At 67.0% G+C, this 22,323-nt stretch carries 22 protein-coding genes; 12 read left to right on the forward strand and 10 right to left on the reverse strand.

Annotated features, from left to right (window positions below; genetic code table 11):
• Positions 1-100 precede the first annotated feature (100 nt).
• Complete coding sequence (locus tag ACQKLX_RS28865; protein ID WP_427365000.1) at positions 101-787, forward strand: GntR family transcriptional regulator; 687 nt, start codon at positions 101-103, stop codon at positions 785-787.
• 24 nt (positions 788-811) lie between these two features.
• On the opposite strand, the gene ACQKLX_RS28870 is transcribed toward ACQKLX_RS28865, so the two are convergent.
• Together ACQKLX_RS28870 and ACQKLX_RS28875 are read right to left on the reverse strand one after the other, a co-directional pair.
• Entirely contained in the window at positions 812-2,044 is a 1,233-nt protein-coding gene (locus tag ACQKLX_RS28870; RefSeq protein WP_427365001.1) for an HlyD family secretion protein, read from the reverse strand.
• Between the two features lie 12 nt (positions 2,045-2,056).
• Positions 2,057-2,512 carry a hypothetical protein gene (locus ACQKLX_RS28875; protein ID WP_427365002.1) on the reverse strand — a complete coding sequence of 152 codons (456 nt, stop codon included), beginning with the start codon at positions 2,510-2,512 and terminating at the stop codon, positions 2,057-2,059.
• A 156-nt stretch (positions 2,513-2,668) separates the two neighbouring features.
• On the opposite strand from ACQKLX_RS28875, the gene ACQKLX_RS28880 reads away from it, so the two are divergent.
• From ACQKLX_RS28880 to ACQKLX_RS28915, 8 genes are all read left to right on the forward strand, one after another.
• The gene (locus ACQKLX_RS28880) at positions 2,669-3,583 is read left to right on the forward strand and encodes a LysR family transcriptional regulator (RefSeq protein WP_427365003.1); all 915 of its coding nucleotides are present in this window, start codon (positions 2,669-2,671) and stop codon (positions 3,581-3,583) included.
• A 115-nt stretch (positions 3,584-3,698) separates the two neighbouring features.
• Complete coding sequence (locus ACQKLX_RS28885) at positions 3,699-4,583, forward strand: shikimate dehydrogenase (protein WP_427365004.1); 885 nt, start codon at positions 3,699-3,701, stop codon at positions 4,581-4,583.
• An 82-nt stretch (positions 4,584-4,665) separates the two neighbouring features.
• Complete coding sequence (locus tag ACQKLX_RS28890) at positions 4,666-5,802, forward strand: ABC transporter substrate-binding protein (protein ID WP_427365005.1); 1,137 nt, start codon at positions 4,666-4,668, stop codon at positions 5,800-5,802.
• Between the two features lie 110 nt (positions 5,803-5,912).
• The gene (locus ACQKLX_RS28895; protein WP_427365006.1) at positions 5,913-6,791 is read left to right on the forward strand and encodes a branched-chain amino acid ABC transporter permease; all 879 of its coding nucleotides are present in this window, start codon (positions 5,913-5,915) and stop codon (positions 6,789-6,791) included.
• The gene (locus tag ACQKLX_RS28900; protein ID WP_427365007.1) at positions 6,788-7,801 is read left to right on the forward strand and encodes a branched-chain amino acid ABC transporter permease; all 1,014 of its coding nucleotides are present in this window, start codon (positions 6,788-6,790) and stop codon (positions 7,799-7,801) included. Before ACQKLX_RS28895 ends, ACQKLX_RS28900 begins: the two co-directional genes overlap by 4 nt.
• The gene (locus ACQKLX_RS28905) at positions 7,798-8,541 is read left to right on the forward strand and encodes an ABC transporter ATP-binding protein (protein WP_427365008.1); all 744 of its coding nucleotides are present in this window, start codon (positions 7,798-7,800) and stop codon (positions 8,539-8,541) included. Before ACQKLX_RS28900 ends, ACQKLX_RS28905 begins: the two co-directional genes overlap by 4 nt.
• A 99-nt stretch (positions 8,542-8,640) precedes the next feature.
• Positions 8,641-9,375 carry an ABC transporter ATP-binding protein gene (locus tag ACQKLX_RS28910; RefSeq protein WP_427365009.1) on the forward strand — a complete coding sequence of 245 codons (735 nt, stop codon included), beginning with the start codon at positions 8,641-8,643 and terminating at the stop codon, positions 9,373-9,375.
• Positions 9,376-9,379: 4 nt separating this feature from the next.
• Entirely contained in the window at positions 9,380-11,275 is a 1,896-nt protein-coding gene (locus tag ACQKLX_RS28915) for a bifunctional sugar phosphate isomerase/epimerase/4-hydroxyphenylpyruvate dioxygenase family protein (protein ID WP_427365010.1), read from the forward strand.
• A 127-nt stretch (positions 11,276-11,402) separates the two neighbouring features.
• On the opposite strand, the gene ACQKLX_RS28920 is transcribed toward ACQKLX_RS28915, so the two are convergent.
• A complete protein-coding gene (locus ACQKLX_RS28920) occupies positions 11,403-12,389 on the reverse strand; it encodes an MBL fold metallo-hydrolase (RefSeq protein ID WP_427365011.1) in 987 nt (328 codons plus the stop codon).
• Positions 12,390-12,593: 204 nt separating this feature from the next.
• On the opposite strand from ACQKLX_RS28920, the gene ACQKLX_RS28925 reads away from it, so the two are divergent.
• Both ACQKLX_RS28925 and ACQKLX_RS28930 read left to right on the forward strand, forming a co-directional pair.
• Entirely contained in the window at positions 12,594-13,556 is a 963-nt protein-coding gene (locus ACQKLX_RS28925) for a LysR family transcriptional regulator (protein ID WP_427365012.1), read from the forward strand.
• Positions 13,557-13,762: 206 nt separating this feature from the next.
• Entirely contained in the window at positions 13,763-14,887 is a 1,125-nt protein-coding gene (locus ACQKLX_RS28930; RefSeq protein WP_427365013.1) for a zinc-dependent alcohol dehydrogenase family protein, read from the forward strand.
• A gap of 3 nt (positions 14,888-14,890) precedes the next feature.
• On the opposite strand, the gene ACQKLX_RS28935 is transcribed toward ACQKLX_RS28930, so the two are convergent.
• On the reverse strand, positions 14,891-16,084 hold the full coding sequence (locus ACQKLX_RS28935) for an MFS transporter (RefSeq protein WP_427365014.1): 1,194 nt from the start codon (positions 16,082-16,084) through the stop codon (positions 14,891-14,893).
• Between the two features lie 48 nt (positions 16,085-16,132).
• On the opposite strand from ACQKLX_RS28935, the gene ACQKLX_RS28940 reads away from it, so the two are divergent.
• Positions 16,133-16,687, forward strand: a complete 555-nt coding sequence (locus ACQKLX_RS28940; RefSeq protein WP_427365015.1) for an Lrp/AsnC family transcriptional regulator — start codon at positions 16,133-16,135, stop codon at positions 16,685-16,687.
• A gap of 3 nt (positions 16,688-16,690) precedes the next feature.
• Here ACQKLX_RS28940 and ACQKLX_RS28945 read toward each other — a convergent pair whose 3' ends face one another.
• The 6 genes from ACQKLX_RS28945 to ACQKLX_RS28970 all read right to left on the reverse strand — a co-directional run bounded on the left by ACQKLX_RS28945 (position 16,691) and on the right by ACQKLX_RS28970 (position 22,287).
• On the reverse strand, positions 16,691-17,419 hold the full coding sequence (locus ACQKLX_RS28945; RefSeq protein ID WP_427365016.1) for a class I SAM-dependent methyltransferase: 729 nt from the start codon (positions 17,417-17,419) through the stop codon (positions 16,691-16,693).
• A 106-nt stretch (positions 17,420-17,525) separates the two neighbouring features.
• Entirely contained in the window at positions 17,526-18,959 is a 1,434-nt protein-coding gene (locus ACQKLX_RS28950) for an aldehyde dehydrogenase family protein (protein ID WP_427365017.1), read from the reverse strand.
• Between the two features lie 38 nt (positions 18,960-18,997).
• Positions 18,998-19,693: an ABC transporter ATP-binding protein gene (locus ACQKLX_RS28955; protein ID WP_427365018.1), complete on the reverse strand. Its 696-nt coding sequence runs from the start codon at positions 19,691-19,693 to the stop codon at positions 18,998-19,000.
• Position 19,694: 1 nt separating this feature from the next.
• A complete protein-coding gene (locus ACQKLX_RS28960) occupies positions 19,695-20,444 on the reverse strand; it encodes an ABC transporter ATP-binding protein (protein WP_427365019.1) in 750 nt (249 codons plus the stop codon).
• Positions 20,441-21,394 (reverse strand): branched-chain amino acid ABC transporter permease, encoded by a 954-nt coding sequence (locus tag ACQKLX_RS28965; RefSeq protein WP_427365020.1) that lies wholly within the window; start codon positions 21,392-21,394, stop codon positions 20,441-20,443. Before ACQKLX_RS28965 ends, ACQKLX_RS28960 begins: the two co-directional genes overlap by 4 nt.
• Complete coding sequence (locus ACQKLX_RS28970) at positions 21,394-22,287, reverse strand: branched-chain amino acid ABC transporter permease (protein ID WP_427365021.1); 894 nt, start codon at positions 22,285-22,287, stop codon at positions 21,394-21,396. Before ACQKLX_RS28970 ends, ACQKLX_RS28965 begins: the two co-directional genes overlap by 1 nt.
• Positions 22,288-22,323: the final 36 nt, after the last annotated feature.

Raw genomic sequence — 22,323 nt, forward strand, 5'->3', positions numbered from 1 at the left:
GGCGAAGCCGCAACCGGTCGGGAGGTCGCCTTCGCAGCTGGTCGGATCGCGTTGACAGCGCGAAAGCGCCATGCCGTACAGAAGACAAAGGAGAGCCGCGATGACGAACGAGGCCGGCATGTCGAACGAGACGCAGGAACTCTATCCGCGCATCACGCGGCGCACCCTGCACGAGGAGGTGCTGGAGCGACTGCGCGACATGATCATCGAAGGCCGGCTCACACCCGGCCAGCGCATCAACGAAGGCGCCGTCGGCGCTCAGCTCGGTGTCTCCCGCACGCCCTTGCGCGAAGCGATCAAGACGCTGGCGAGCGAAGGGCTCGTCGAGATCCAGCCAGCCAAGGGCGCAATCGTCCGCAAACTCTCGGCGCACGACCTGGTGCAGATCCTCGAAGTGCTGAAGACGCTGGAGCAGCTCGGCGGCAGGATGACCTGCGCACAGGCGAGCGACGAGGCGGTCGCCGCGATCAAGGCACTGCACGACGAGATGATGGAGCTCTATCGGGCGCGCAACCGCCTCGACTATTTCAAGCTCAACCAGGCGATCCACAGCGCCATCGTCGCCGCCTCCGGCAACGATGTGCTGGTCGAGATGCACGGCACCTTGCAGGCCAGGATCAAGCGCCTGCGCTTCGTCGGCAATGAAGGCCCGGAGAAATGGGCCGGCGCCGTTGCCGAGCACGAGGAGATGATCGAGGCGCTGCTGAGGCGCGACGGCGAGGCGCTGGCAGCCGTGATCGGCAAGCACATGGATTCGACGCTGATACGCGTGCGCGACGTGCTCTGACGGGCGGAGCCGGTTCGATCCCGCTCAATGCCCGCTGAAGACCAGCGTCTTGATCGGCAGCACCAGCGCCTGGATGCGCAACAGCACGGCGTGGACCACGCCGGTCGCGTCGACCGCATGCAAGGCGATGCGGCGCAATGTGCCGGTATCCTTGGCCGCGATGATGTCGTGGTTGTTGCTGTAGGCGTTGGCGATGCAGCTCGAGCCCGGCGTCACGCCGTCGAGCCCGCCCGGATAGAGCGGCTCCATATAGGTCAGGATCGTTCCCGGCCGCACCACCTGCTGGGCGTCGATCAACTGCTCGCCGCTGCGGACCTGGCCGGCCGCGATGAAGTCCTGCACGCCGGTCACGACCATCGGGATCACCGTCCAGGGCTTCGAAATGCAGGTGACCTCGGCGACCATGCCGACCTTCATCACCTGTGCCTCGATCTGCCCGAAACCGGCCTGCAGCCGGCCACGGCCGGCCTCCTCCGGGATGATCGCGCCGGCCGGGCGCATGAACGGATTGACGATATCGCCCGGCCGCAGCGTGAACTGCTCGACATGGCCGTTGAAGCCGGCCCGCACCACGGTCTTGCTCAACTCGACCTCGGCCTGAGCCAAGGCAGCCTCGGCGCTGGCCCGCTCGGCCGGGAGCAAGGTCGAGATCTTGGTCTGGGCCGCCGCCTGCGACGCCGTCGTGGCGGCCACCGCAGCCTCGCGCCCTGCCGTGATGTTCTCCAGCCGCTCGATCTCGCGGGTCGCAACGATGTCGTCATTGCGCCGCTTCAGCTCGCGCTTGGTCTGCAGTTCGTCGAGCGCCTGCTGCAGCGCGCTCCTCGCCTCCTGGATCTTGCCGTCAAAGGTAAGGATGTCGGCCTTTGCCACCACCAGCGTCGCGTCGACCTCGGCGAGCTTGCGCCGTGCCGTCTCGACCGCCGCCTGCTGGCTGGTACTGTCGAGCGTGAAGATCGGCGCGCCCTGCGCGATCTTGCCGCTGACACCGACATGGACCTGCGCGACCCGGCCATTGATCTCCGGCACGATCGGAACGCTGCGGAAAAACACCGTGGCTGATGTCGTCGAGGGATGGTTGTAGAAGATCACCGTGATCAGCCCGACCGTCAGCATCACGCAGGTGACGATGCCCCAGCGCAATTCGAACCAGACAGAATAGAGCGTGATCTCCCTCCCCAGCCGCTTGCCCTGGCCATAGCGGCGGTAGAGGTAATCCGGGACGATGGTGAAGAGCGCGCAGACGAGAAGTTCGAGCATCGCCGCCTCCGCTCAATGCTGGCCGGTCGGCGCGGCGGCCACGACCGGCACAGATGCCCGATCGCCCTCCGGCGGGACGACGCCGTGCTCCACATCGGAAGCCGCCTCCCCGCCTCGGCCGGGCGCGATGCCGGCGATCTTCTCGAGCGCGCCGGCCATGCGGCTGAACATGCCCGAGAAGTCGGGAACGTCGATCAGGGCGAGCAGCAGGCCGATCACCCAGAAGAGATGCACATGCGTGAACAAAGCGAGCAGCCCGAGCACGGCGACGATCTCGAACTGGAGCTTGTGGGATTTATGGGCGATGCGCTCAGGCAAGGTGTGCAGGCGCAGGAAGAGCAGGCCGACACCGAGCACGGCAGCGAGCAGAATGATCGCCGCGACCACCATCAGGACATCCGTACCGCCCGGATCGGTGATGAACGACGGCAGGTGGGGCGGCGCCGCCGGATGAGCTTGGTCAGCCATGGCATCCCCCCGGAGCAATCGAAGACCCAAGGTCAACTGACAGGCAAAAGCGCGCCAAAGTCAATCAGCCCCAACGGGCAGTGCCTGCCGCCTTGACAGCCCCCGCGACCTCGCCTCCGCTTATCGTCAGACAAGCGGGGCGAGGAAACGCTATCCATGCTGACGCTGCGCCAGATCGAGGTGATCCGGGCGATCATGATCACCGGCACGATCGCCGGTGCGGCGAAGCTCCTCAATGTCTCCGCCCCCGGCATCAGCCGGCTGATGAAGCACACCGAGCGCACGCTCAAGCTCAAGCTGTTCGAGCGCAGGCACGGCCGCTATGTGCCGACGCCGGAAGCCAAGGACATCTTCGAGCAGATCAACGGCGTCTACCGCAAGGTCGACGACCTGCACTCGATGCTGGCCCGGATCGAGCGCGGCGGCGATGTCGAGTTCAAGCTCGGCTCGGTGCCGAGCATCTGCCACGTCATGGTGCCGCGCGCGATCGAGCGCCTCAGGCGCAAGCATCCCGACCTGCGCATCGACATCAACATCCTGAAGATCGAGGAGGCGCTCGACTATCTCCTGCTCGGCAAGGGCGAGATCGTGGCGATGAGCTACAAGCTCGACCATCCGGGGCTGGATTTCATGCCATTGGCCATGGGCGAGCTGCTCTGCATCGTGCCGCAAGGCCATCCGCTCGCCGGCTACAGCAGCATCTCGGCCCGGGAGATCGTCCAACACCAGCTGATCGGCATCGACCCGAACGACCCATACGGCAGGATCATGAGCGAGATCTTCCAACGCCAGAACCTGCGCTACGAGATGGCGATCAGGGCGCGTTTCGGCACCACGGTCTGCTCGCTGGTCCGGGCCGGGCTCGGCATCGCCATCATCGATCAGTTCACCGTCGCGCACGGCTCGATGCAGGGCATCGCCACGATCCCGATCGAGGAGCCGACCCACTTCCAGACCTATGTGGCGATGAAGAACGACAAGGCGCTCTCGCTCTATGCCGAGACCTTCGTGAAGCTGCTGCGCGAAGAGATGAACGCGGTGGTCGGACCACGGCTTGCACGCTCGCCGTAAAAGATAACATCAGGTTAGGCATTCGCGACAAATTGGTTATCGCGTTAGCGGTTCAAATCGGCTTATCTCGAAGCTAGCGACGAAGCCTGCCGAGACGGGCGCCAAAGGGACCGGAATGTCGACCATCCTCACCGCCAGGAAGAGCAAGCGGGTTTTGCTCGGGCTGATCGGCTCGCCGATTGCGCATTCGGCGACGCCAGCGGCGCAGGAGGCGGCCGCGCGGGCAGCCGGCATCGAGGCGCACTACCATCTGATCGAGGTCGCGGGCGCTGGCAGAGACGATCTCGCCGCCATGCTCGACGGCATCAGACGGCTCGGCTTCTCCGGAATCAACGTCACCTTCCCCTACAAGGAAGCGGTCGTGCCGCTGCTCGACGGGCTCTCCGAGCAGGCGGCCGCGATGGGCGCGGTCAACACCATCGTCGTCGACGATGGCAGGCTGATCGGCCACAACACCGACGCATCAGGCTTCGCCACGGCCTATCGCCGTTTGGGTCGGCAGGATGGCGACCAGCCGGTCGCGATCATCGGCGCGGGTGGCGTCGGCAAGGCGATCGCCTTTGCGCTGGCGAGCTGCGGCGTGCACCATCTGAGGCTCTACGATGTCGAACGTGGCAGGGCCGAGGCCTTGGCCGGGCTCCTCGGCGAGCGGGCGAGCGTTACGATCGCGGCCAGCGCCGAGGACGCGGCCGAGGGCACCGCCGGCATCGTCAACGGCACGCCGATCGGCATGCTGCCGGACCGCGGCATCCCGATCGAGGCGGGCGCCATCCGCCCCTCGCAATGGGTGGCGGACGCGGTCTACCACCCGCTCTGGACACCGCTGCTGAAAGCGGCGCAAAAGACCGGCGCGACGGTGATGACCGGGCGGGAGCTCGCGATCCACCAGGGCGTCGACGCCTTCCGTCTCTTCACCGGGCTGGAGGCATCGGAAGCAATCATCGGAGCCGCCTTCGACGCCGTGCTCGCAGCCCGCGAGGGCGCTGAACGGGCGGCCTGAACAAGACGACCCGGAACAGCACCGGGCGGGGACCAAGAAACGTAAGGCCAAGAAAACGTAAGGCTATGTGGAGGAAACGAACATGAAAAAGCACTGGATCATCGGCGCCGCGCTCGGCATGGCCGCGAGCCTGCCGGCTCTGGCGCAGGACAAGGTCAAACTGGTCGACGTCGTCGAATTGTCGGGCGCCGGCGCCACCGCCGGCACCAACTGGAAGAACGGCATCGATCTCGCCGTCGCCGACATCAACGCCAAGGGCGGAATCCTCGGCAAGCAGATCGAGATCGTCCACTACGATACCCAGACCAATCCGGGTAACACCCGCGCCGCCGTGCAGCGCGCCATCGACGAGGGCACCTATGCCGTGCTCGGCCCGGTCTTCTCCGGCCCGATCGGCGCCTCCATGCAGATCGCCCAGCGCGCCGAGATCGCCCAGCTCGTCGGCGGCGAGGCGGCCGGCCTGACCAAGCAGGGCAACCAATACCTGTTCCGGACCTCGCTCAGCCAGACTGCGGCGATGCCGAAGATCGCCAAATACCTGAAGGACACGGTCAAGGCCGGCTCGGTCGCCGTCGTCTGGGTCAATAACGACTTCGGCAAGGGTGGCCGCGACGCGATCATCCCCGAACTGGAGAAGGCAGGCATCAAGCTCGCAGTCGACGTCGCCACCGAGCAGGGCCAGGCCGACTTCGCCGCCGACGCGATCAAGGTCAAGAACTCCAATGCCGACGCGATCTTCGTCTATCTGAACGAGGAGGAGAGCGCCCGCTTCCTGCGCGCCGCCAAGCAGCAGGGCATCACCAAGCCGATGGTGGGCGAGACCACCCTGCTCGGCGCCAAGGTGATCGAGCTCGCGGGCGACGCCGCCAACGGCGTCAAGGGCCATGTCGGCCTCTCGATCGACGCGCCGATCCCGGCCTTCCAGGAGTTCGGCAAGAAGTTCCAGGCCAAGTACAACTACGCCTCCGACCATAACGGCATGAAGGGCTACATGGCCGTCTACATGGTGAAATGGGCGACTGAGAAGCAGAAGAAGTTCGACAAGAAGGGCGTCGCCGACACGCTGCGCGGCGCCACCATCAAGACCTCGGACGAGCCGGGCATCCTGATCGAGACGACGATCGAGAAGAACGGCGACCTCGACCGCGAGAGCTTCCTCGCCGAGGTCAAGGACGGCAAGCAGGTGATCACGGCGACGTTGCCGAAGATCAACCCGTAACAGGCGCGTCATTCCCGGGCGGCGCAGCGCGCCGACCCGAGAATCTCATCATCCCGAGATGGTCGGGCCAAGCCCGACCATGACGCTCAACGCACCGAGCGAGCAAAGCCATGGCCGAATTCCTCGCCTATCTCATCGCCGGCATCGCCACGGGCGCAATCTATGCGCTCGCCGCGATCGGCTTCACCCTGGTCTGGCAGACCTCGCAGACGATCAACTTCGCCCAGGGCGAGTTCGTGATGCTGCCGGCAGTGCTGGTGCTGCTCGCGATCAAGCTGTTCGGCGCGCCGATCTGGCTGGGCGCCCTGATCGGCATCGCCGCCTTCATCCTGATCTTCGGCGTCGGCTTCAAGCTGACGATTGTCGACCCGATGATCCGGCACGGCGTCCTGCCGCTCGCCATCGCCACCATGGCGCTGTCGATCATCATGAAGGAAGGCGCCAAGGACGGCTTCTCGGCCGAGGCGCAGAAATTCCCCTCCTTCGTGCCGACCGAGACGATCTCGGTCTTCGGCGCGGCGATCTCGCTGCAGCATGTCGCGATCATCGCGGTCGCCTTCGGCGTGATCGGCCTGCTGCAATGGTTCGTCGGCGGCACGCGGCTCGGCCGCCAGATGCAGGCGACGGCGCAGAACCCGACGGTGGCGCGCATCCTCGGCATCCCCGTCGAGCGCATGGTGCTGCTCACCTTCGTGATCAATGCGGCGCTCGCCGTCGTCGCCTCGGTGCTGATCTCGCCGATCTATCTGGCGAAGTTCTCGAATGGCGAGGTGATCGGCCTGTTCGCCTTCATCGCGGCGATCGTCGGCGGCTTCAACCAGGTCCGCGGCGCCCTCGTCGGCGGGCTGATCGTCGGCATCGTCGACAGCATGGCCGCGGCCTACATCTCGACCTCCTACCGGCTCGCCGTGCCGCTCGTGCTCCTGGTCATCGTCATTCTCGTCAAGCCGGAAGGCCTGATGGGCCGCAAAGAGGAGCGCCGGGTATGACCGCGCCCGCAACCCACAGCGCCGCCTCACCGGCGCGCCGCCTGCCTTTGCCCGGCTTCGTCGACGGCACGCTGCTGACGCTGGTCACCGCCGCGATCATCCTCTGGTTCGCGCCATCAGGCATGGGCCGCTACGGCACCTATGTGCTCTCGCTCTGGCTGGTGATGAGCGTCGCCGTGATGGGCCTCAACCTGACGCTCGGCTATGCTGGCCTGAAGTCGCTGGCACAGGCGGCCTTCATGGGCATCGGCGCCTATGCGACGGCGCTGCTGACCAGCAAGGTCGGGCTGAACTGGTACGCTTCCTTCGCCATCTCGGGCCTGCTGACCTTCGCAGTCGGGCTCGTGCTCGGCTTCCCGGCGCTGCGGGTCAAGGCGCATTACCTCGCCTTCGTGACGCTCGCCTTCTCGACGCTGATCTGGCTCGTCCTGCGCAATGAGCAATGGCTGACCGGCGGCGTCTTCGGCCTCTCCAACATCCCGCGGCCGAGCTTCTTCGGCCTCAAGCTCGACGGGGCGCTCGCCTTCCATCGCTTCGTCGTCGTCGTCACCTTCCTGCTCGCGGTCGTGCTCTGGTGGATGATCCGCTCGCCCTGGGGCCGGGCCTTCACGGCGCTGCGCGAGAACCCGATCCGTGCCGCGAGCCTCGGCATCGACACCCGCATGTACACGCTGCTCGCCTTTGCGATCGGCTCGGCCTATGCGGGCTTCGCCGGCGCGCTCTATGCGCCGCTGGTCGAGTTCATCGATCCCTCGCCCTTCTCGCTGTCGCAGAGCTTCTTCCTGCTGCTGATGGTGGTCGCGGGCGGCGCCGGCTACCTGCTCGGTCCGTTCATCGGGGCGCTGCTCGGCGTCGTGCTGCCGGAATGGCTGCGCTTTGCCGGCTCGCTCTACCTGATCATCTTCGCGGCGATCGTCATGCTGCTGCTGATCGCCTGCCCGCAGGGCATGAGCGGGCTGCTTGAGCGCGGCTGGGCGAAGCTCACCGGCAAGAAGGAGGGCGCACGATGAACCAGGTCCTCGAAGTCTCGAACCTGCACAAGGCCTTCGGCGGCATCAAGGCGGTGAACGGCGTCTCCTTCAAGGTCAACGAAGGCGAGATCCTCGGCATCATCGGCCCGAACGGTTGCGGCAAGTCGACCCTGTTCAACTGCATCCTCGGCCAGCTCGAGCCGTCCGAGGGCGCGGTGAAGCTCGATGGACGCGACGTCACCAATATGCGCCCCTCGGAGCTCAACAAGCTCGGCGTCAGCCGTACCTTCCAGCTGCTCCAGGTCTTCCCCGAGCTCTCGGTGCGCGAAAACCTGATCCTTGCCGGCCAGGAGCACGAAGGCACGATGCTCTCGCGCTTCTTCGGGCCGCGCGATGCCGGCCTTTCGGCCAAGGCCGAACAGATGATCGGCTTCTTCAAGCTCGGGCATCTCGCCGACGCCAAGGCCGGCGGGCTCTCCTATGGCCAGCAGAAGCTGCTCGACGCCGCCATGGCCTTCATGGCCGGCCCGCGCCTCGTCCTGCTCGACGAGCCGGCCGGCGGCGTCAACCTGACCATGCTGGGCGACCTCAAGGAGCGGCTGCGCGCCATCAATGCCGAGCAGGGCGCGACCTTCGTGGTGATCGAGCACAACATGGATTTCGTGATGTCGCTGTGCTCGCGTGTCATCGTGCTGGCCGAGGGCAAGGTCCTGGCCGAGGGCACCCCGGCCGAGGTCCGCGCCAATCCGGCGGTCATCGAAGCTTACCTTGGGCACTAGGCGTCATGCTCGGGCTTGACCCGAGCATCTCCTGACAGAGATTCTCGGGTCTGCGCTACGCTCCGCCCGAGAATCACGCGAATGGGAACGGAGACGAGAATGACCCCCATCCTCGAACTCGACGGCGTGGTCGGCGGCTACGGCGCCATGACCATCCTCAATGGCACGACCTTCAAGGTGCCGCGGGCAGCGATCACCACCGTGATCGGCCCGAACGGCGCCGGAAAGTCGACCGTGTTCAAGGCGATCTTCGGCCTGCTCAAGGTGCGCGAGGGCCATATCCGGCTGGAAGGCCAGGAGATCACCAACTGGAACCAGCGCAAGCTGCTCGAAGCCGGCATCTGCTATGTGCCGCAGGGCCGCAACATCTTCCCCGAGCTCTCGGTGCGCCACAATATCGAGCTCGGCGCGGTCGCGGCCGGCAGCCACATCACCGACATGCCCAAGCGGATCGAGGCGGCCCTCGACCGCTTCCCCTCGCTGCGGGCCAAGGCCGACGTCCAGGCCTCGACGCTGTCGGGCGGCCAGCAGAAGCAGCTCGAGATCGTACGCGGCCTGCTGCTCGATCCCAAGCTCGTGCTGATCGACGAACCCTCGATCGGCCTCTCGCCGATGATGGTGCAGGAGACCTTCGACATCCTGAAGGAGCTGCGCGCCAAGGGCGTCACCATCCTGATGATCGAGCAGAACGCCCGCTCGGCCTTGGAAATCTCCGACGAAGGCCTGGTGCTGGAGCTCGGCCAGACCCGCATGCAGGGCCCGGCAGCCACCATTCTCGCCGATCCCCGTGTCGCCCAGCTCTTCCTCGGCGGCGCCATGACGGAAGCGGCGTGACCCCATGAACCCGACCTCGATCGCCACCGTCTCGCTCTCCGGCGACCTCGCCGACAAGCTCCGCGCCATCGCCGCCGCGGGCTTCGACGGGGTCGAGGTCTTCGAGAACGACTTCCTGACCTTCGACGGCAATCCGCGCGATGTCGGCAGGATGATCGCCGACCTCAACCTCGCCATCGTCGCCTTCCAGCCCTTCCGCGATTTCGAGGGCATGCCGGAGCCGTTGCGCGGGCGCACTTTCGAGCGGGCGCGGCGCAAGTTCGAACTGATGAACGAGCTTGGCGCTGAGCTGATGCTGATCTGCTCGAACGTCTCGCCGCAATCGCTGGGGGGTATCGACCGCGCCGCGCATGATCTCAACGAGCTCGGCGATCTCGCTGCCAAACACGGCGTGCGGGTCGGCTTCGAGGCGCTGGCCTGGGGCCGCCACGTCAACGACTATCGCGACGCCTGGGAGATCGTGCGCCGGGCCAACCATGAGCGCATCGGCCTGATCCTCGATTCCTTCCACACCCTCGCACGGCGCTCACCGGTGGGGCCGATCGCCTCGATCCCCGGCGACCGGATCGAGCTGGTCCAGCTCGCCGACGCGCCGCAGCTCGACATGGACGTGCTGAGCTGGAGCCGGCATTTCCGCAATTTCCCCGGCCAGGGCGACCTGCCCGTCGCCGATTTCCTCCGAGCGGTCGAGGCGACCGGCTATTCCGGCCCGCTCTCGCTCGAGATCTTCAACGACCAGTTCCGCGCCGGCTCGGCCAAGCGCGTCGCGGTCGACGGCCTGCGCTCGCTGATCCAGCTCGCCGACCAGACGACCCGGCTCAGCAATCCTGCCAAGGCGGAGATGCCGGACCGGGCGCCGCTGCTCGGCGTCGAGTTCATCGAATTCGCCCTCGACGAAGAGCCGGCGCAGGCGCTGGCCACGCTGTTCTCGGCGCTCGGCTTCCACAGGAGCGGCGAGCATCGCAGCAAGGCCGTGACGCGCTGGAGCCAGGGCGGCATCAACCTGATCATCAACACCGAGAAGGACGGCTTCGCCCAGTCGCATGCGATCATGCACGGGCCCGGCGTCTGCGCACTGGCGCTGCGCGTCGGCGATGTCGCGGCGACGATGGTCCGCGCCCGTGCGCTGAAGGACACGACCTTCGAGCAGTCGGTCGGCACCGGCGAGATGGAAATCCCGGCGATCCGCGGCGTCGGCGGCAGCCTGATCTATTTCACCGAGCCGCGCCCGGACGGCGCCCAGAGCTGGCATGACGACTTCATCGCCACCGACGCAGATGCCAGCGCCCCTGCCCTGCTCACCGAAGTCGACCACATCTCGCAGTCGATGGACTATGACGAGATGCTGTCCTGGCTGCTGTTCTACACCTCGCTCTTCGCGCTCGACCGGGTGCCGCAGCTCGCCATCGCCGACCCGGCCGGGCTGGTGCAGAGCCGGCCGCTGGTCAATACGGACGGTTCGGTTCGCCTCATCCTCAACGGCTCGCAGGCGACGCGGACGCTGTCCTCGCGCTTCGTCTCCGAGCATTTCGGCTCAGGCGTGCAGCACATCGCCTTCACCTCGCCCGACATCTTCGCGGCGGTGGCGGCGATGCGCGCCGCCGGGCTCGACTTCCTCGACATTCCCGAGAACTATTACGACGACCTCGAAGCCCGTTACGGGCTGGAACCGGCCTTCCTCGACCGGCTGCGCGAACACCACATCCTCTACGATCGCGACGGCGAGGCCGAGTTCCTCCAGGTCTACACCCACGTCTTCGCCCAGCGCTTCTTCTTCGAGATCGTCGAGCGGCGCGGCGGCTATGCCGGCTTCGGCGCGGTCAATGCGCCGGTCCGGCTGGCGGCGCAGGCGCGCGAGGCGCGGCCCGTGACGGTGCCGCGCCCGCTGCACGAGGATTGACCTTTCCCGAGCTGACATGACGCCGGCGTCGACACCGCGGCGTCGAAGGAATTGTGGCCATGGGTGCCCGGGGCCGCGCCCAGGCACCCATGGCCGCCGCACAGACTGAGCCTGGGGGAGGGTCAGCTCAGCCGCGCAGCATCTGCATCGCAGCGGGATAGTAGCGGAAGCCATCCCCCGCCTTGGCAAGGTTGCCGAAGCCCGGCCAGGCGAAGTGATAGGACATCACCGGCGTCTTCTGTTCGGCCAGCATGGTGAGCAGCTTCACCCGCGACTGCACCGACATCTTCGGATCCCAGTCATAGGCGAACTCGACACGCGGATTCTCGGTCAGCAGCACCGGGTGATGGGTCAGGTCGCCGAGGAAGGTGAACGACTTCCCACCCGAGGAGACGTTGAAGATGGTGTGGCCGGGGCTGTGACCCGGCGCCGAGATCGCAGTGATGCCCGGCAGGAACTCCTGGCCGTCCTTGAAGAAGACGATGCGGTCGCGCACCGGCCGCAGGTTCGCGCGAGCGTGGTCGCCGAAGGCTTTGAACGGCGTCCCGAGCCGGGCGTCGTCGAGCCAGTAATCATGATCGACCTGGCTGATATAGACCTGCGCATTGGGGAAATTGGGCTTGCCATCGGCCGAGCAGATGCCCCCGGTATGGTCGATATGGGCGTGGCTGCAGACGATCGCGTCGATCGATGCCGGATCGATGCCGGCCTCCTGCATGCTCTTCAGCAAGCGCCCGGTGGTCGGGCCGAAGGCCTTGGAGAAGCCCATGCCGGTGTCGAACATCACCAGCCGGTCGCCGAAATTGACGATCGGGATGTTCTGTTCGAGCACGACATTGTCCTTGGCCAGGAAGTTCGTCTCGAGCAGGCCGTAGACCTGCTCCTTCGGCAGGCCAAGGAAGCTGGAGCCGGGATCGCCGAGCGGCAGCGGCCCGTCGGAGACGACCGTGACCTCGGCCTGCCCGAGCGCGAAGCGGTAGTAGTAAGGCACCTGGCTGTTCGCGAGCGGCGCCTTGGCGAAGGCGCCGCCGGGCAAGGCTGCGCCGGCGGCGAGCCCAGCCGCGGCCGACAGGAAAGCGCGACGATCGAGGGACGGGGTGAGCAGCTTCGACATGGCGTTCCTCCGGGACAAAAGGGAGCGGCGTCGGGCGCCGTCTTCTTCGCGCGGGAGACCTGGCGTTCCGTCAGGCCTTGCCGGGACGGAAAGATGCACGCCTGCGGAGTGGACGGCCAATAAGGCTTCGCTCTAGTCTGCATAAGCGAAAGCTGGCGCCCTGATGGCGGCGGCGAAACAGGGTCATTGGGGGATCGGGCGGCGATGGATCTGCGCCAGTTGCGCTATTTCACGGCCATCGTCGAACAGGGCTCGTTCTCCAAGGCGGCACTCAAGCTCCGGGTGGCGCAGCCGGCCCTGAGCCAGCATCTGCGCCATATGGAGGATGAGCTCGGCGTCGCCCTGCTGCACCGGGGCACGCGCGGCGTGCAGCCGACCGAAGCCGGTGAGCGCCTGCTCGCCAAGGCCCGAATCATTCTCGCCGAATTCGCCGAACTGCGCGACAGTGTCCGCGGCGAGCAGGCGGCGCCGGCCGGGGAGGTCCGCATCGGCCTGCCCGGCACGGTCAGCGAGCAGTTCAGCGTGCCATTGATCGAGGCGACGCAGGAGCGCTATCCGGATGTCCGTATCCGGATAGCCGAAGCGATGAGCGGCTTCGTGCTCGACTGGCTGCGCAAGGGCGAGGTCGACCTCGCGGTGATCTACTCGACCTCGGACCCGAAGGGCCTCGGCATCCACCATATCCTGACCGAGGAGCTCTGCCTGTTCGGCGTGCCGGCTCTGACGCAGCTGAAGACCACAGCCGGCAAGGCGGTGGCGCTTGGCGAGGCGGCCGGGCTCGACCTGATCCTGCCCGGGCCGGGCCATGGCTTGCGCGACCAGATCGACGAGGCGGCCGCCAGCATCAACGCCACCGTCCATGCTGCGGTGGAGATCGAGTCCTACGCCCAGATCAAGCGCCTTGCCGAGCGCGGCCTCGGCTATGGCATCCTGCCGCGCATGGCCGTGAGGGCGCAGGAGAAAGCCGGCATCTTCCACACATGGTCGCTGGAAGAGCCCTCGCTCTACCGCAAGGTCTATCTCGCCTATTCGACGGAACGGCCGATGACAGCGGCGGCCCGCGCCATCGGCCAGCTCTCCTGGGAGATCCTGCGCGGCCTCGTCGCCGACGAGCGCTGGACCGCGACGCTCGGCGACGAGACCGATCCGCCCGCCTTATACGGCTGATCGGGATTTCGTCTTTGACAGGCGGCAGCGCCGCCGCTCACTCTCGCAACCATCCTCAGCCCTCATCCTGAGGAGCCGCGAAGCGGCGTCTCGAAGGGTGCTCCAGGAGGTTCTGGAGAGAGCTGGAGCACCCTTCGAGACGCGATCTGCGATCGCTCCTCAGGATGAGGGCTGAAAACGAAGAATCGAAGCTCACGAGGTACGCCTTGAAGACCCGCGCCGCCGTGCTGCACGCCAGCCCCGTCACCGCGCCCTATGCGCAGTCGAAGCCGCTCCGGATCGAGGAGGTCGAGCTCGCTCCGCCGGCGATGGGCGAAGTGCTGGTCAGGGTCCGCGCTGCGGGCCTGTGCCATTCCGACCTCTCGGTGATCGACGGCAATCGGCCACGCCCGGTGCCGATGGTGCTCGGCCATGAGGCTGCCGGCGAGATCGAGGAGGTCGGCCCCGGCGTCACCGATCTCAGGAAGGGCGACCGCGTCGTCATGGTCTTCGTACCCTCCTGCGGCCATTGCGCGCCGTGCAGCGAGGGGCGCCCTGCCCTGTGCGAGCCCGGCAATGCCGCCAATGGCGTCGGCGAGTTGATGGCGGGGGGCCGCCGCCTCTCGCAGAACGGCAAGCCGGTGAACCACCATGTCGGCGTCTCCGCCTTCGCCGAGCACACGGTGATGTCGCGCCATTCCCTTGTGAAGATCGAGGCCGATATCCCGCATGAGATCGCGGCGCTGTTCGGCTGTGCCGTTTTGACCGGTGTCGGCGCCGCCGTGAACACGGCCAAGGTCCGCGCCGGCGAGACGGCGGCTGTCGTCGGGCTCGGTGGCGTCGGCCTCTCTGCTTTGCTCGGCGCCGTCGCCTGCGGTGCCTCGCGCGTCATCGCCGTCGATCTGTCCGACGAAAAGCTGAAGATCGCCCGCGAGCTCGGCGCGACCGACACCTTCAATGCCGGCGCGCCCGATGTAGTCGAGGCAATCCGGGCCGCGACCAAGGGCGGCGTCGATCACGGGCTGGAGATGGCCGGCTCGGTGAAGGCGCTGGAGCTCGCCTACCAGATCACCAGGCGCGGCGGCACGACGACGACCGCCGGCCTCGCCAACCCCGCGCATACGATGGCGCTGGCGCCGGTCCGGCTCGTCGGCGAGGAGCGGACGCTGAAGGGCTCCTATGTCGGCTCCTGCATCCCGGTGCGCGACATTCCCCGCTTCATCGACCTCTACCAGCGCGGCCGCATGCCGGTCGACAAGCTCTGGACCAGTTCGAGCCCGCTCGAGGGGATCAACGAAGGCTTCGACGCGCTGAACGAAGGCCGGACGATCCGACACGTCATCCAGATGTAGAGTTCACGCGGCGGGCTGCTTGCTCGCCGTTGCCACACGTGGCGCCAGCACGGCGGCGAGCGCCGCCACCAGCATCAGCGCGACCGCCAATCCGGCGAGGGCCGGGAAGCCGGCACTAGCATAGAGCGGCCCGAAGCCCGTCGTTCCGGCGAAGAGCGCAAGATAGGTAACGCCGCTGTTGAGGCCCATGATCGCGCCGCGCCGGCCGGGATCGAGCGCTGCCAGCCGCAGGATCAGCACGTTCAACGCCGCGTGATTGGCCATGCCCCAGCAGAAGACGACGGCGAGCAAGACGACATAAGAAGCCGAGGCGACCGTCATCACCAGGTAGACACCGCCGACGACCACGAAGAACAGCGGCAGCAGGCGCGCCGGGCCGAGGCGGTCGATCCAGCGGTCGAGGAAGGTCGTTGCCCCGAAGCCGAGACCGTAGCAGAGCGCAAGCAAGCCGCCTGCGCTGACCGGCAGGCCGAGCCCGCGATGCAGGTGATCGCCGACATAGGCGTAGACGCCGTAGAACGAGGCCATGAAGGCGGCGCAGGCGAGCAGCAGCGGCGCAATGCCGGGAACGCGGATAGCGGAGAGCGGCGACGGCGCGGCGCGTCCGGTCGCATTACCACTGGCAGTGAGCTTCGTGGTCCCGGCCACGGCGGCAAGTCCGGCGACGGCGACGATGGCGTAAACCATGCGCCAGCCGAGGAGATCGGCGATCACCGCCGAGAGCGAGACGCCGGCGACCATGCTGAGCGTCCAGCCGAACAGGACGATGCCGAGCGTGTCGCTCTCGCGACCGGCCGGCGCGGCCAGCGCGGCCAGCGTATAGATCGACGGTAGCGCGAGGCCGGCGGCGAACCCGGCCAGCAATTGCGCCCCGACGAAGGCCGGCAGGGCAGGTGCTGCTCCGCTCGCCGCGAGTGCCGCCAGGAAAGCGAGCAGTGCATAGCGCAACACCCGCCCCGCCCCGAAGCGATCGATCAGGCCGGCCAGCAGCAAGGCGCTCGCCGCCGTGCCGATGCCGAAGGCGGCCGAGGCCGCCATCACCGCCGGCACGGTGCTGGCAAAGCTCTCCGCCACGCTGGGCGCGATGGGCCCCAGCGCCAGCGAGTTGGCGCCGACGAGACCGATACACATGCAGAGCGCATAGGCTGCCGCAGGGATGCGGGGCGCACTGGCAGATATTTGATTTTCATTCGTCATTTCTACAGAATGACCGAATGAAATTCTGGATCAATCGAGGATCATCGAATGCTCGAAAAAACAGATGGTGTTCGGCGCAGTCGCGGAGCTGAGCGCGAACTCGATGCCATGGACCGAAAGCTGTTAGGCGTTCTGGTCGAGGATGCGACGATCAGCTACGCCGATCTCGGCGAGCGCGTCGGTCTCTCCCCTCCCGCAGCGCATGAGCGGGTGAAGCGGCTACGACGCTCGGGCGTCATCAAGCGGATGGCCGCGCAGATCGAGCCGGAGGCGACCGGCAAGACGCTGCTCGCCTTCGTCCATGTCGACACCACCGGCTGGGGCAAGACCACGACGCTGCTGGCGATCGAGGCCCATCCCGAGGTCGAGGAGATTCATTCGGTCGCCGGCGACACCTGCATGATGCTCAAGGTCCGCACCGAAAGCACGCATGCGCTCGAAGGCCTGCTGGCGAAGATCTACGACGTGCCCGGCGTCACTGCGACGCGCAGCTATGTCGTGCTCTCGACCTATCTGGAACGGCCGGTCCAGCCGGGCATCACCAGCGAATGGCCGGGGCGGGTGAAGGACCCTCAGCTACCGGCCGGTGCCGGCACGAGCTGAGCCTCAACCGAACATCGCGGAGGTTCCTGCCGGCTTCGCCGTGAACGGCACCTTGAGATGGTGCAGCCGCAGCGGCTGGTGCAGGACGTAGCCGCCCTTCTCGTGCTCTGAAAGCGCCTCGAAGCGGGCGATCAGCTTGCCTTGCGCCGCCAGCGCCCGCTGCTCGCGCGACGGATCGATCGCGACGGCGCGCGCCATGAAAGCGGCGGCATCGGGAAAGGACTCGATCCGGTCGTACTCGATCCGCCTGGCCTCGCCGACGATGCCGCGGCGCCTCGCCCTGACGATCGCATCCTGCGCTGCCTGCCGGACCTCGGTCTCGTCCTCGATCAGTCGCAGCGTATCGAAGAACGATCCTTCCGAGAGCGATTCGACGACGATGACGCTGCCGCCTTTGCCGACGACGCGGGCGGCTTCTTCCAGCGCCTGCAGCATGTCGGGCACCGGGACATGATGCAGGCTGTTGAGGAAGATCGCGGCGTGCATGCTGGCATCGCCGAAAGGGAGCAGTTGCGCGCAGCCCTGCTTCAGCGCGGCCTTGGGTACGAGCGTCTGCGCGACCTCGAGCATCACCTCGTCCGGATCGAGCCCGGCGACGCTGGCGCCACGTTCAGCCAGCGCGCGAAGCAGGCTGCCCCGGCCGCAGCCGATGTCGAGGATGCGCCGGCCGTGCAGCGGCGCAAGCAACTTCTCCAGGATATCGACGGTATCGCCGGCCGGCCGGATGTCCATGGCAAATGAATGCTTGCGCCCGCAGTTGGGCGCAAGACCTGTTCCCATGCGATCCCAAGCTACTCCTTACGGATGAACAACCTGGCCGCGATTGACTCGCTCCACGTCACCCGTGCTTGTGCACGATCGTCTTGGCGACGGCGAACTCCTCCAGCGCCATGAAGCCCTTCTCGCGGCCATGGCCGCTCTTGCCGGTGCCGCCGAAGGGCAGTTCGATGCCGCCGCCGGCACCATAGCCGTTGATGAAGACCTGCCCGGCCCGGACGCGCCTGGCGACGCGCTGCTGACGCCCGCCATGATTGGTCCAGACGCCGGCAACGAGGCCGTAGGGCGTGGAGTTGGCGAGCTTCACAGCGTCCTCCTCGTCGTCGAAGGAGAAGGCGGCGAGGACGGGCCCGAAGACCTCCTCCTGCTCCAGCCGGTTGCCGCGCGGCACCTGGCCGAACAGGGTCGGCGTCACATAGAAGCCGCCATTGGGCACGCCCTGCGCGATCGCGCCCTCGGCGAGGACCGGAATGCCCTGCTCGCGCGCCTGGTCGACAAAGCTCTGCACCCGGCCGCGCTGCTTGGCGTTGATCACCGGGCCGCAATCGAGGTCCATCTCCGGTGTGCCGGCGCGCAGCTTGGAGAACTGCCTGGCGACGGCGCCGACGAAGTCGTCATAGATAGTCTTCTGCACCAGCACGCGGCTGCCGGCCGAGCAGGTCTGCCCGGTGTTCTGGACGATCGCCTTGCAGACGATCGGCACGGCAGCGTCGAAATCGGCATCGTCGAAGACGATCTGGGGCGACTTGCCGCCGAGCTCGAGCGTGCAGGTGATGAAGTTGTCGGCGCAGGCCTTCTGGATGATCTGGCCGACCTGAGGCGAACCGGTGAAGGAGATGAAGCCGACGCCGGGATTGCGGCAGAGCGCTTCGCCCGCCTCATGGCCGCGGCCGGTGACGATGTTGATCGCGCCATCGGGGAAGCCCACTTCCGTAGCGAGCTCAGCCAGGCGCAACGCGGTCTGGCAGGCGTCCTCGGCCGGTTTCAGCACCACGGCGTTGCCCATGGCGAGCGAGGCGGTCAGCGAGCGGCCGAACATCTGCGCGGGATAGTTCCAGGGCAGGATATGGCCGGTGACGCCATAGGGCTCGTGCACGACGCTGACATTGTAGCCGTTGAGGAACGGAATGACGTGGCCGTGCACCTTGTCGGCGGCGCCGCCATAGAACTCGAAATAGCGCACCGTCGCCTCGATATCGGCGCGCGCCTGCGCCATCGGCTTGCCGGTGTCCTGCGCCTCGATCCGCGCCAGCTCGTCGAAATGATCCTGGACCTTGAGCGCCAGCTTGGAGATCAGCCGGCCGCGCTCGGCCGCGGTCAACCTGCCCCAGGCGCCTTCATAAGCAGCGCGAGCCGCGCGCACCGCGTCGTCAATGTCCTCGGCAGTGCCGCAGGCGATGCGGGTGAATTCCTCGCCAGTCGCCGGGGCGAGCACCGCCATGGTCTCGCCGGTGCGGCCGGCGACGTGCCGGCCGTTGATGAAATGCTGGGTCATGATGGTCTCCGTCTACGGCGAGGCCGTCTCGATCATGTTCAATGCAGCCCGGCTGCGGCGAGCGAGCTTTCGGCCAACTGCGTTTCGCTGACCTCGCCACGCTCGATCGCATAAGCCTTAGCCGCGAAGTTGCGCAGCAGACTGGGGTTGGATTCGGTGATCAGCAAGGCGATGTCGGGATGGCTGTCGCGCAAGGCGCGCAGGGCGGCGGCATAGCGGTTGGCCAGCACAGGGGCGAGGCCCTGGAAAGGCTCGTCGAGCAGGATGACGCGGCTGCCGACCATCAGCGCCCGGGCAAGCGCCGCCATCTTGCCCTGCCCGCCGGAGAGGCCCGCCGCCGGGCGCTGGCGCAGATCGGCGAGCTCGGGCAACACCGCGTAGATGCGCTCCAGCCTTCTTCCGATCTCGGCCTCGCCGAGCTTCATCACCTCGGCCGGCAGGCGGATGTTCTCCTCGATGGTGAAGGTCGAGAACAGCCGGCGATCCTCCGGCGCATAGCCGATGCCGAGGCGCGGGCGCTCATGCGCCTTCACCGTATCGAGCGGCTTGCCGTCGAAGCTGATCGCGCCGCCGGTCACCGTCATGAAGCCCATGATCGCGCGCAGCAGGCTGGTCTTGCCGGCGCCGTTGCGACCGATCAGGGCGACGGTGGCGCCCTCCTCCAGCGACAGCGTGGCGCGGCGCAGCACCTGCACGCCTTCGATCTGCGCCGAGAGCTCCCTGATCTCCAGCATCTCAGACTCCCACCCCGATCACGGTCTCGCGCACCTCTGGGTGGCTCAATATCTCCTCCGGCGTGCCCTGATGGGCGATGCGCCCACCGGTCCAGACCGCGACGCGGTTGGCGTAGCGGGCGACCACGTCCATGTCGTGCTCGACGAAGACCGCCGTGGTGGCGCGGGCGTCGAGCACGCGGGTCAGAGTATCCATCACCTGGAACTTCTCGGTCGAGGACACGCCGCTGGTCGGCTCGTCCATGAAGATCAGTTTCGGTTCGAGCGCGAGCGCGACGGCGATATCGATCAGCTTGCGCATGCCTTCCGGCAGTTCGCGGACGATGCGGTTGCCGGTCTCCTTGAGACCGACCAGATCGAGCAGCGCCCACATCTCCTGCGCCTTCGGATGGCGCTGCATGGCGAGGAAGGGCGACCAGGAGCCTTCGCGTGCAGAGAGCGCCAGCAACAGGTTCTCGATCACGGTGTTGTCGAGGAAGAGCTGCGGGATCTGGAAGGAGCGACCGATGCCGAGCCGGGTGATCGCCTGCGGCGAGAGGCGCGTCACATCCTGCCCGTTGAAGACGACGCGGCCGGATTGCGGCTTGAGATAGCCGGTGCAGAGATTGATGAAGGTGGTCTTGCCGGCGCCGTTCGGGCCGATGATGGCGATGCGCTCGTTCGCCGCCACCTTGAGCGAGGCGCCGTTCGCCGCCTGCACGCCGCCGAAGCGCAGATGGAGGTCATCAGCCTCGAGGATGACGCCGCTCATCGCCCGCCCTCCTCGCGCTGCGGCCTGCCGCCCTTGCCCGCGACAATGCCGTAGAGGCCCGCGGGAGCGAAGAAGATGATGACGAGCAGCATGACGCCGAGCACCGCATGCCAGGTTTCGGGCGCATAGACCGCCGCATAGCCGCGGATGATCTGGAACATCAGCGCCCCGAGGAAAGGACCGGCAACGCCGCCGATGCCGCCGAGGATCGCGATGAAGACGAACTCGCCCGAGCGCACCCAATAGGCCAGCTCCGGCGTGACGTGGCCGGAGACCAGCGCGATGATCGCGCCGCCCAGTCCCGCCAGCAGGCCGGAGAGCAGATAGGCGCCGTAGAGCACTTTGCGCGGGGAGACGCCGAGATATTCGAGCCGCGTCTCGTTCGACTTGATCGCCTCCAGCGCCTTGCCGCCGGGCGAGAGCAGATAGCGCGCGACGAAGAGCGCCGCGACGATGCAGAGCGCCAGCGTGACATAGAAGGTCGCGAGCTCGAACTGCTCGCGGCCGAACTCGATACCGGCGAAGGTCGGGCGCGGTACGCGCTTGCCGTCGGCGCCGCCGGTGATCGGGAAGAGCTTCTCCAACAGCGAAAAGAACACCATGGAGATGGCGAGGTTGAGCATGCCGAAGAAGATCGCCCGATAGCGCACGACGAAGAGGCCGACGATCGCCGCCAGCAGGCCCGACGCCGCCATGCCGACCGGTATCAGGACCAGCGCCTCATGCCCGACCTTGGCGGCCGCCAGGAAGGCGACGGCATAGGCGCTGAACGAGAAGAACAGGCCGTGGCCGAAGGAGACCTGGCCGGCGCGCAGCAGCACCATGATGCCGAGCGCCGCGAGCCCCTCGCAAAGCGCGACGGTCAGGATCACCGTCGACCAGGGCGAGAACAGCGGGAAGACGGCGAGCGCCGCGACCAGCGCGAGGCCTAAAACGAGCTGGCGCGCCATCACACCTTCCTCGTCTGCACGGTCGAGAACAGGCCCTGAGGACGGACCAGCAGCACGAGCATCATGATCAGGTAAGGGATCAGCACGTCGAATTCCGGCGCGAAATAGACTGCAGCCGAGCGCCCGAGGCCGATCAGCAGCGCCGCCACCGCCGCGCCCTCGATCCGGCCGAGGCCGGCGGTCGCGGCGACCGCGAAGGAGAGCACGAGCGTGCCGGCGCCGATGCCGGGCGTCAGCGAGGTCGTCGCCGAGGCGAGCGCGCCGCCGAGCGCCGCCAGCGAGGCCCCGATGATGAAGGTGATCAGATAGACCCGCGCCGCATCGATGCCCATGGCGGTCGCGGCCTCGCGATCCTGCGTCACCGCGACGATGGCGCGGCCGAAGCTGGTACGGCGCAGGAAGAAGCGCAGGCCGATGAGCACCGCCAGCGCGACCAGCGGCATCAGGACGAGCTGGTAGGTCGTGTAGAAGATGCCGAAGACCTCGACCGTGCCGAGCCAGTTCATCGGCGCATTGGCGAAATAGGGCTGCACGCCGAAGACGACTTTCTGCGCGTCCTCGAGGATCATGAAGACGGCGAAGGTGACGATGAGCTGCAGCACCTCCTCCTTGCCATAGACCCGGCGCAGCAGGGCGATCTCGACAAGGCCGCCGACCAGGATGCCGACCAGCGCTGCGGCAAGCAGCAGAGCCGGAAAGGCGAGCCAGGTCGGCAGGCCGGCGGCGCCGAGCGCGAGCACGGCCGCCGCCGCGACATAGGCGCCGATCGCATAGAACGAGCCATGGGCGACGTTGACGATGCCGAGCACACCGAAGATCAGCGACAGCCCGACCGCGACCAGGAAGATCAGCGAGCCATAGGCCAGGCCGTCAAGCGCGGCGAGAAGAAGCATTTCAGGAGGCATACGACCCGTTCTTCAGATTTTGAT

It is taken from the genome of Allobosea sp. NPDC003192, assembly GCF_050275675.1.
Classification (GTDB): Bacteria; Pseudomonadota; Alphaproteobacteria; order Rhizobiales; family Beijerinckiaceae; genus Allobosea.